Source organism: Sphingomonas sp. Mn802worker, assembly GCF_000382485.1.
Taxonomy (GTDB): domain Bacteria; phylum Pseudomonadota; class Alphaproteobacteria; order Sphingomonadales; family Sphingomonadaceae; genus Sphingomonas.
Window position 1 is genome coordinate 297,990 of the sequence record NZ_AORY01000002.1, and the last position, 9,665, is coordinate 307,654.

The 9,665-nt window shown below is 66.8% G+C and carries 9 protein-coding genes; 5 read left to right on the forward strand and 4 right to left on the reverse strand.

The genetic code is table 11. From position 1 onward, the window contains the following. Window positions 1-10: 10 nt before the first annotated feature. Both SMN802W_RS0103320 and SMN802W_RS0103325 read right to left on the reverse strand, forming a co-directional pair. Complete coding sequence (locus SMN802W_RS0103320) at window positions 11-1,963, reverse strand: M61 family metallopeptidase (protein WP_019515472.1); 1,953 nt, start codon at window positions 1,961-1,963, stop codon at window positions 11-13. A gap of 70 nt (window positions 1,964-2,033) precedes the next feature. Continuing rightward, complete coding sequence (locus SMN802W_RS0103325) at window positions 2,034-2,705, reverse strand: DUF1345 domain-containing protein (protein WP_051083444.1); 672 nt, start codon at window positions 2,703-2,705, stop codon at window positions 2,034-2,036. 51 nt (window positions 2,706-2,756) lie between these two features. On the opposite strand from SMN802W_RS0103325, the gene hisS reads away from it, so the two are divergent. The 4 genes from hisS (at window position 2,757) to SMN802W_RS0103345 (ending at window position 7,234) form a co-directional block, all read left to right on the forward strand. After that, the gene (gene hisS / locus SMN802W_RS0103330; RefSeq protein WP_026325693.1) at window positions 2,757-3,965 is read left to right on the forward strand and encodes a histidine--tRNA ligase; all 1,209 of its coding nucleotides are present in this window, start codon (window positions 2,757-2,759) and stop codon (window positions 3,963-3,965) included. A 13-nt stretch (window positions 3,966-3,978) separates the two neighbouring features. After that, entirely contained in the window at window positions 3,979-5,058 is a 1,080-nt protein-coding gene (gene prfA, locus SMN802W_RS0103335; protein ID WP_019515475.1) for a peptide chain release factor 1, read from the forward strand. Window positions 5,059-5,172: 114 nt separating this feature from the next. Further along, window positions 5,173-5,997 carry a peptide chain release factor N(5)-glutamine methyltransferase gene (gene prmC, locus SMN802W_RS0103340; protein WP_019515476.1) on the forward strand — a complete coding sequence of 275 codons (825 nt, stop codon included), beginning with the start codon at window positions 5,173-5,175 and terminating at the stop codon, window positions 5,995-5,997. A gap of 268 nt (window positions 5,998-6,265) precedes the next feature. Beyond that, window positions 6,266-7,234 (forward strand): DUF4167 domain-containing protein, encoded by a 969-nt coding sequence (locus SMN802W_RS0103345; protein ID WP_019515477.1) that lies wholly within the window; start codon window positions 6,266-6,268, stop codon window positions 7,232-7,234. A gap of 199 nt (window positions 7,235-7,433) precedes the next feature. Here SMN802W_RS0103345 and SMN802W_RS18680 read toward each other — a convergent pair whose 3' ends face one another. Further along, the gene (locus SMN802W_RS18680; protein WP_238560091.1) at window positions 7,434-7,574 is read right to left on the reverse strand and encodes a hypothetical protein; all 141 of its coding nucleotides are present in this window, start codon (window positions 7,572-7,574) and stop codon (window positions 7,434-7,436) included. A 99-nt stretch (window positions 7,575-7,673) separates the two neighbouring features. Between SMN802W_RS18680 and SMN802W_RS0103360 the strand changes: the two genes are divergently transcribed. Next, window positions 7,674-8,102, forward strand: coding sequence for a CBS domain-containing protein (locus SMN802W_RS0103360; protein ID WP_019515480.1), 429 nt, complete (start codon window positions 7,674-7,676; stop codon window positions 8,100-8,102). A gap of 9 nt (window positions 8,103-8,111) precedes the next feature. Here SMN802W_RS0103360 and SMN802W_RS0103365 read toward each other — a convergent pair whose 3' ends face one another. Continuing rightward, window positions 8,112-9,578, reverse strand: a complete 1,467-nt coding sequence (locus SMN802W_RS0103365; protein ID WP_019515481.1) for a lipopolysaccharide biosynthesis protein — start codon at window positions 9,576-9,578, stop codon at window positions 8,112-8,114. Window positions 9,579-9,665 lie beyond the last annotated feature (87 nt).

Here is a 9,665-nt window from a genome sequence, read left to right on the forward strand (position 1 = left end):
GCCCCGAGGTTCAGCGCGGTGCGAGTAGGCGGTCGAGCCCAGAATCACCCTTGCTGATTTTTTCGAGGCGCGGGTAGCGCAAGCCCCCGTGCCAGTCGAGCGTCACCGTTCGATAGGCGTCCTGCTGCCGGACGATCAGCTGGATCGGCGTTCCGCCTGCCTGACCGTTCGACGTCTGCGCGGCGCGGATCGCGCGCTTGATCGCGTCGGCGGAATAAGGCTGGCCGTTGACCGATACGATCGTCGAGCCGACGGTCAGGCCGGCGTTGAACGCGGCCGAGCCCCAGCTGACCCCGGTGATCGTGGCCTTGCTTTCACCCTCGCCGACGATCATCCCGCCCGAGTAGGTCAGGTCGGTGATCTTGCGCGATGTCTCACCGCTCTTGAACGACGGCGTCGGCGTGTCGGCATAGGTCAGGCGATAGCCGTTGCGCTCGAACCCGGAGATCGGCGCGCCGGGCGCATGCTCGGTCAGCCGCTGACGCAGCAGCGTCGCCCAGTCGTACGGCTGAACCTTGTTGAGCGTCGCCGCCACGTCCTCGAACGTGTAGGTCACCTCGCCCCAGTCGCCGTCGCGGATGCCGAAGAAGGCACGCGCGAAATCGTCGATCGACTTCTTCCCGCCCGACAGTTCGCGCAGCCGCGAATCGACCTCCATCCAGACGAGCAGGCCCTCGTTGTAATAATCCTCCGACCGCTGCCAGCTGCTCCAGCCCTTCGGCCGGCGGGCCGATATGATCGGATCGTTGGTCGTGTCGATCAGGTCGCGCCAGTCGCGTGCGCGCTGCGCATCGTAGCTCGCCGCGATCGCCGCGAGCTGGTCGAGCGTGTCCTGCTTGGTGACTAGGCCTGAGCGCGCCTGGAGGATGTAACCCCAGAATTGCGTCTGCCCCTCGTACACCCACAGCGACTGGTCGCGCATCGGCGTGCGATAATCGGGCGTCCACAGCTCCGCGCCGCGGCGGAACTTGCCGTCCCATGAGTGGGTGAACTCGTGCGGCAACAGGTTGCGGCGGCCCGGGCCATCGTCCCACTTGGTGAAATAGCCCGGCGTCACGCCATTCTCGCTCGAGCGGTGATGCTCGAGCCCGATGCCGCCCAATTGGTCGGTGATCGACAGCAGGAACTCGTAATGGTCGTAATGTTGCGCCCCGAAGGTCTTCGCCGCCTGCTCGACCAGCCGCTTGTGCGCGTCGATTTGCGCCGGGGTAGCGGCCAGTTCGCTCGGATCGTCGGCGAACACGTTCAAATTGACGCGTGACGACAGCGGGATGACGCGGCCGTACTTGCCCGCGAGCATCGGCGAATCGACCAGGATTTCGTAATTGGTCGGCTCGTACGCATAGGTCGATCCCGTCACCTGCGCCTTGAGCGCCCCCGCCGCGGTCCAGCCGGCGGGATATTTGACCGTCATCTGCACCGGGATCTGCCGTGTGAAATAGCCGGCCGGGTACAGGCTGACCGAGTTCGGCTCCATGCTAACCATCGTCGGCGTCGCGACGATGCGGCCTTGGTCACCCTTGGTCGCGGAGATGAACTGGAACGCGGCGTCGATGCTCGTCACGCCCGCGGGTACGTCGAGGTGGAAGGCGTAGACGTCGACGGTGTCGCGCGTCCACGGGATCACCTGTCCGTTGCCCTTGAACACCAGCCCGGCGAGCTTCTCGATCTCCCCGCGCGGGCTGTGCGCGCCGGGCAGCCATTTCGGGAACAGCAGCACCATGTGTCCGGCGGCGGGAACGGGGATCGTCTCGGTCACGCGGAAGATGCCGCGCTGCGTGTCGGTCGCGTCGACGTTGACCTGCAGCGTGCCGGGAAAGCGCACGTCCTTTGCCGCGGGGATCGTGTCGACGATCGGCACCGGCTGCGGCGCGGAATTGCCCGCGGGCACCTGCGCGCCGGCAATGACCGGGGCGAGCGACGAGGTGGCGAGCAGCGATAGGCCGAAGAAAGAACGGATCATGCGCGGTGCGGTCCCCTGGGAATGTTCTGGTGTAGGTCAGAAGGACTTACCGGCGCCGCACCGCCCGCGTCTACCCTCCGCCGCCACCGATCGTGTTGATCGTGAAGGCGAGTACGCCGAGGTTGAACACAAATGCCGCCAGGCACTGGCCCAGCGCCACGCGCCGCATCCGCCCGCTGGAAATCGTCACGTCGGAGGTCTGAAACGTCATGCCGAGCGTGTAGCTGAAATACAGGAAGTCCCAATAATCGGGCTCTTTGGTGTCCGGGAAGTCGAGCCCGCCGGCATCGCCGCGCCCATCCTCGCCCTCGCCGTAGAACAGGTGTGCGTAGTGTAGCGCGTAGACCATGTTGGAGAACAGCCACGCGAGCACCAGCGTGGCGATGACCAGCGCGATCGCCAGCGCGTCGTTCTTGCCCTTCAGCTCGCCGTTGACCGCGGCGAGGATCACGAAGGTCGTGCCCGCGGTGATCGCGAGCAGCAGCGCGCGGTTGGCATCGTTGGCGCGGGTCGAGCGGCGCATCGCGGCCGCGGTCACCTCGCCGAACAACGGAACGAGCGAGACGATGAAGGCGATTGCGCCAAGATCGAACGCGACCATCACGCCGCGACCGATGCCGATCGCGGGGATCAGCAATGCCGCGCCGATGCCGCAGACCAGCACGAACAGCACGAAGCGCGGCGGCGCGATGCGCTGCCCCAACATGCGCTTCACCCGATTCCAGCCGCTCGCATCGCTCATGCAGCCAGTGCTAGCGCGCGCGCGCCGCCTCGCCTAGATACGCGCGCGCTTATGGCTCGTATCCAGACCCCCAATCGCGTGCGCGGCACGCAGGACATCTTCCGCGACGACGAGCGCCGCTTCGCGCACGTGCAGTCGACGTTCGACCGCGTTCGCCGGCTTTATTGCTTCGAGCGTGTCGAGGTGCCGATGTTCGAGGACACGCAGGTGTTCGCGCGCTCGATCGGCGAGACGACCGATGTCGTGTCGAAGGAGATGTACACCTTTCCCGATCGTGGCAACGACAGCCTGACGCTGCGCCCCGAATTCACCGCCGGGATCGCGCGCGCCTATATCACCGGCGGGTGGCAGCAATACGCGCCGCTGAAGCTGGTCACGTCGGGCGCGGTATTCCGCTACGAGCGCCCGCAGAAGGGGCGCTATCGCCAATTCCACCAGATCGATGCCGAAATTCTGGGCGCTCCCGAAGCCGCGGTCGATGTCGAGCTGCTGTGCCTCGCTGACCAGTTGCTCCATGAGCTTGGCATTGCCGATGGCGTGACGTTGCAGCTCAACACGCTGGGCGATGCGGAAACGCGCGACGCGTGGCGCGCTGCGCTGGTGGCGCACTTTGAGGCGCACCGCGCCAAATTGTCGGAGGACAGTCTCGCGCGGCTCGACAAGAACCCGCTGCGCATCCTCGATTCCAAGGATCCGCGCGACCGTCTGATCGCCGACAGCGCGCCCGATATCGACGCCTATCTGACGGCAGAGGCGCGCGCGTTCTTCGACGCGGTCACCGCCGGGCTCGACGCCGCCGGGGTCAAGTGGACGCGCAACGCGCGGCTGGTGCGCGGGCTCGATTATTATCGCCACACCGCGTTCGAGTTCGTCACCGATCGGCTGGGGGCGCAGGGCACCGTACTCGCAGGCGGGCGCTACGACGGGCTGGTCGAAAGCCTGGGCGGTCCGGCGACCGCGGGGGTCGGCTGGGCCGCGGGGATCGAGCGGCTGGCGATGATGCTCGACGAGCCGGCGGTCAGCGGCCCTGACGTGGTGGTGGTGATCGAGGATGATGCGGCGCACGCAGAAGCCACGGCGGCGCTCGCCAAGTTGCGCCGCGCCGGTGTCTCGGCCGAACTGGTCGCGACCGGCTCGCCGCGCAAGCGCTACGACAAGGCGCTGAAGCTCGATCCGGCGGAGACGGTGACGTTCCGTACCGACGGTCATGCGGCACGCGTGCTGCGTGGCGCGGGTCGCGCACAGGCGGTGCTCGGTTGAGCGGCGGTTGCGCATGACGACCATCTCCCCCGACCGTATCCGCCAGATCGAGGCGCGGCGCGACGAGCTGTCCGCGTTGATGGCGACGGGCAATCTCGACGGCGACCGCTTCGTTGCGGTTTCGAAGGAATATGCCGAGCTGGAGCCGGTCGCGCAGGCGGCGGGCGAGGTGCGGCGGCTGCGCGCCGAGGCCGAGAGCCTGCAATATATGACTGACGATGCCGACGCCGAGCTGCGCGCGATGGCGGAGGAGGAGTTGCGCGACAACAAGGCCGCGCTCGCCGAGGCCGACCGGCGTCTCGCACTGGCGCTGCTGCCACGCGATGCCGCCGATCAGCGCTCGGCAATGCTTGAGGTGCGCGCAGGGACCGGCGGCGACGAGGCGGCGCTGTTCGCGGGCGACCTGTTCCGCATGTACCAGCGTTTCGCCGAGGAGCAGGGCTGGCGTGTCGAGCTGATCTCGGCCTCGGACAGCGACGCGGGCGGGTTCAAGGAGGTCGTCGCCTCGATCACCGGTTCGGGTGTCTTTGCCAAGTTAAAGTTCGAGAGCGGCGTGCACCGCGTCCAGCGCGTGCCGGTGACGGAGAGCGGCGGGCGCATCCACACCTCGGCGGCGACCGTCGCGGTGCTGCCCGAGGCGGAGGAGGTCGATGTGCAGATTGACGAAGCGAAGGACCTGCGCATCGACGTCTATCGCTCGTCGGGGCCGGGCGGGCAGTCGGTTAATACGACCGACTCCGCAGTGCGGATCACCCACCTGCCGACCGGGCTGGTCGTGATCCAGCAGGACGAAAAGTCGCAGCACAAGAACAAGGCCAAGGCGCTCAAGGTCTTGCGCACGCGGCTGTACGAGGCCGAGCGCGAGCGGCTGGCGGCGGAGCGGTCAGGCACACGCCGCGCGATGGTCGGATCGGGTGATCGGTCGGAGCGCATCCGCACCTACAATTTCCCGCAAGGCCGCGTCACCGATCATCGCATCAACCTGACGCTGCATCGTTTGCCCGAAATCCTTCAGGGTGAACTCGGCGAACTGGTCGGCGCGCTGATTGCGGAGGACGAGGCGGAGCGATTGGCGAGTCTGGAAAGTGCGTAATGCGCCGGTCGGCCTGCTGGGTGCCGCAGCAGGACTCGACCAAGCACGGCCGGCGGACCCAGTGGCTCCGACCGACGACGCGGCTTCGCCGCGGCGCTACCAGGTAGCATCGTGATGCCGCCCCTCACCCTTCGCGCCGCGCTCGCCGCCGCCGCCCAGCGCTTCGCCTTCTCCGCCACGCCCAGCCTCGACGCCGAGCTTCTGCTCGCCCATGCGCTCGGCATCACGCGCGAGCGGCTGCTCCTCACGCTCGACGGTTGGCAAGTCCCTGACACCTTCGACACGCTGGTCGAGCGTCGCGCGGCCCACGAGCCAATCGCCTACCTGACCGGGATACGCGCCTTTTGGACGATCGACCTGCACGTCGCGCCGGGCGTGCTGGTCCCGCGCGCCGACAGCGAGACCCTGATTGAGGCGGCGGTGGCGCATTTCGCGGGCACGTCGGGTCCGCGTCGCGTGCTCGACCTCGGCACGGGATCGGGCGCGCTGCTGCTCGCCGCGCTCGACGAATGGCCGGATGCGAGTGGGGTGGGGATCGACGCCTCGCCGGCGGCGCTCGGGATCGCGCGTGACAATGCCGAGCGCCTTGGGGTGGCGACACGGGCGCAGATGGTGGAGGGCGACTGGATGGGGACAGGTGAGGCGTTCGACCTGGTGCTGTGCAATCCGCCTTATATTGAAGTCGGCGCGGTGCTCCCGTTCGAGGTGCGCACGTGGGAGCCCGCGTCGGCGCTGTTCGCTGGAGCGGACGGACTGGATGATTATCGCCGCCTCGCACCGCTACTTTGCGCGCAGATCGCCGCGGGCGGCGTCGCGTGCATCGAGATCGGATCGACGCAAGGCGCAGAGGCGACCTCGCTGTTCGAGACGACGGGTCTGAACGTTACAATACGCCGCGACCTGGCAGGGCATGACCGTTGCCTCGTGATCACGCCTTGAACGCAAGCGGGTCAGTGCTCACATTTCGCTTTGAGAACGAGTGGTGAGTCGCTAGGGAGCGGGTAGGGGCCCGCACAGACAGCGCTGTTTACCGCGTCGTTGTTATGGGGTGTTGCGCCCTCCCTTCGTCATCAGCCGCTGCAGTCCGGTGGCCGTGGCAAGTCCGGTTCGCCACCGTGCGACCGTCCTGGGGAATGATCGCCCGTGCACCATGATCGGTGCCGCTCGGGAGCAGTGCCGTTTTAGGTTCGAGGACGAGGACACACTTTTGATCAACAATCGTCAGCAAGGCCGCCGTCGCGGCCGTGGCAATGGACCGCAGCGTTCCGGCGGTGGTGGCCAGGGGCAGCGTGACAGCGGAAACCGCATTGACAGCCGCGCACGCGGCAATGCGGCGCAGTTGCTTGAGAAATACAAGAACATGGCGCGTGACGCGCAGATGTCAGGCGACCGGGTCAACACCGAATATTACCTGCAGTTCGCCGACCATTATTTCCGCGTGCTCGCCGATCAGCGCGGGCGCAGCGAGGATCAGGGCCAGCCGCGCCGCCAACCGCGCGACGAGTTCGACCAGTTCGATCCGTTCGACGATTTCGGTGACGAGGGCGAGCCTGTCCGCGCCGATGAAATGCAGCGCGCACAGGAAGGCGATCGACAGCAGGCGGAGCGTCAGCAGAACGATCGTCAGTCGGGCGACCGGATGCAGAATGATCGTTACCAGGGCGACCGTCAGCAGAACGACCGTACGCGCGGCGAGCGTGAAGCCCGACCCCGTGACGATCGGCAGGAGCGTCCGCGCTACGACCGCGACGAGCGTCCGCGTGAGGCGCGCGAAGATCGCCCGCAGCGTCAGCTGCGTGAGGATCGCTCGCGCTTCGACCGCGGCGAGCGTCGTCCGATCGAGGCGGGCCAGCCCACGATCGCAAACGACGTGGAGGCGACATCATCGGTCGCGGCCGACCTGAACACGGTGTCAGAGCCGGCATCGGCGCCGGACACGCAAGTCGACGAAGCGCCTCGCCGTCGCACCCGAACACGTAAGGTTCGCGATGAGGGTGTCGAGGGTCGCGCTCCGGTCGAGGCGCTTGATGCCGATCGCCTGCCGCCGTCGCTCGGCATTGTCCGCGCGAGCGAGCCCGAGGATGCCCCGGCCGCGAACGGCGAGGGTGATGCACCCAAGCCGCGCCGCCGCCGCGTGTCGCGCGTTGCAGCCGGAGAGGCCTCGGCCGCGGAGTAGGCGGGGGCTCCTTTTGCGCCGAACAGCTACGGGCCAACGTTCTTCCGGGGCACTCGGCCCATTGCCGTATCAAGGCCGGCGGCATCGGCCACCTCGTCGTGTCCCGTTCCCGAACTCATGAAGGCGAGCCCCATCAGCGCGCCCGCCATCGCAACTGATCCGATGACCCCGCCGAACGTCGCGAGGGACGCAATCCAGCCTAGCTGCCGTAAGCACGCCCCAGCAGGTGAACCGCGACGAACGCCGCGATAACGCCGACCAGCGTCATGATCGCCAGGATGCGGCGGAAGCGCTTACACGCGAAGTGCGCCTGCGCCGGATCGTCCAGTCCTTGCATCATGCATGCTCCCGCCGCGGCCAGGCTTTGCAACACGCACGCGAACGTGAAATGATGCGCCACGCCAGCCTATAGGCGCGGGACCATACAGGAGAGAAGGCGATGACCATCGCAGCGATCCTCGGCGACAAGGGCGCCGACCTTGTGTTCATCTCACCCGATCGAACTGTTGCCGACGCCGTCGCGCTACTTGCCGAGCGGCGGATCGGTGCAGTGCCGGTGCTCGACGATGGCCGTGTCGTAGGTGTATTTTCTGAGCGTGACGTGATCCGCTGCCTGCGCGAGCATGGCGCGAGCGCGCTCGATCAATCGATCGCGGCGGTGATGACCGCGCCGGCGGTCACCGTCGGCCGAGATGATTCGGTGCTGGGCGCACTGTCGTTGATGACTAGGCGGCGGATCCGTCACCTGCCGGTAGTCGAACGGGCACGTATCGTCGGCATCGTCTCGATCGGCGACCTGGTCAAATACCGCATCGACCGGATCGAGGCCGAAGCGAACGCGATGCGTGACTATATCCAGCAGTCATGACGTGGCCGGTCAGGCACGAATCAGCTTGAGCGTATCGACAACGGTGCTGCGCCAGAACGTGAGGAGCATACCCGCGTAAGCCGCCGCGCCAAGCGTCACCAGCACCGCGAGCCGCACCGCGGGGGCAAGCGGCGGCAGCAGTGCGTCGGTGGCGACAACCAGCGCCGCCATCGCCGCGGCGCTGACGATCGCAGGCTTGGCAGCGCGCATCACCGAACCGGCCGACACACCAATTACGGGCAAAGCGCGCGCGCTGCTTAAGCCGAGATAGACGGGGTAGGCGATTACCCACGCAGTCGCCAATCCAGTCACACCCCAGCGGACCCCGACAAGGAACGCCCCGGTCAGCAATGCCGCCCCGACCGCACCGTTCACGACGCCTATCCCCGGTCGACCGATCGCGTCGCAAGCGGGTGAGTAGAGCACCTGCAACGTCATGAACGGCATCGCAAGCGCGAGCAGCCGCACGACCGGGACCACCTCGCCCCATTTTTCGCCCAATGCCGCATGCACCAGCGGCGCCGCGGTTGCGGCTAGCCCGGCGTAGAAGGGGAGTGCGGCGAGCATCACCAGCTGCACCGCTTTCAGGAACGCCGCCGCCCGCGCATCCGGGTCATGCTGAATCCGCGCATAAGCGCTGAACGCGACCTCGTTTAGCGGCGGCACGAACTTCGACACGAAAATCTGCGCCAGGAACAGGCTGGTCGTGTAAATCCCGAGCAGGTGTGGGGTCAGCACGCGGCCGGCGATGAACACGTCGGTCTGACTCTGCAGGAACCAGAACAATTGTCCGATCGCCATCAGCCCGCCGAAGCGCATCAACTGTCCCGCACCATCGAAGCGAAACAGCGGCCGCACCAGCGTGCGCGCCGCCCAGGTCAGCCCGATGGCTCGAGCCAGGTACAGGGCACCAGGTGCGGCAACCAGCGTCCACACGCCCCAACCCGACAGCGCCCCGACGAGGGCAGTCGACGCCGACATCAGCGAGGCCGCCATGTTGACCTTCGCCTGCCGACTGAAATCCAGCTGCCGGCTGAGCAGCGCGGATGGCAGCGCGATAAACGGCGTCGTTAGGTAGAGCAGCGATTGCGCCCGTAGCATGTCGGCGACGATTGGCTGGCGGTAGTAAGCGGCAAGCAAGGGGGCTGCGAACAGCTGCGCCACTGCAAGCGTCCCGTTGAGCAGGATCAGAAGTCCGAATAACTGGCGGATGTCTCGTGTGCCGACTTCGGGCTGTCGGATCAGCGCGCTGGCAAGCCCGTAGCCATCGAGCATGTTGGTGAAGGCGAGCACCACTGCGGTCATCGCGAATAATCCGTAGTCGCTCGGCGACAGGGTGCGGATGACCAGGAACGTCGCGGTCCATTGCACGACTTGCGACAGGATCTGGCTTCCGGAGCGCCACACGATTGCGTTGCGAATCTGACGAATCAGCGTGGTCGGCTTGTTCTCCTGCATGGTGTCGACGCTCGTCATTGGATGCGCGTAAGCCGCGTCGGCCTACCGTTGCGTAAACGTGTAGGCCGGTGGTGGTGGTGGGCCCTCATTATCAAGCGCTCGTGA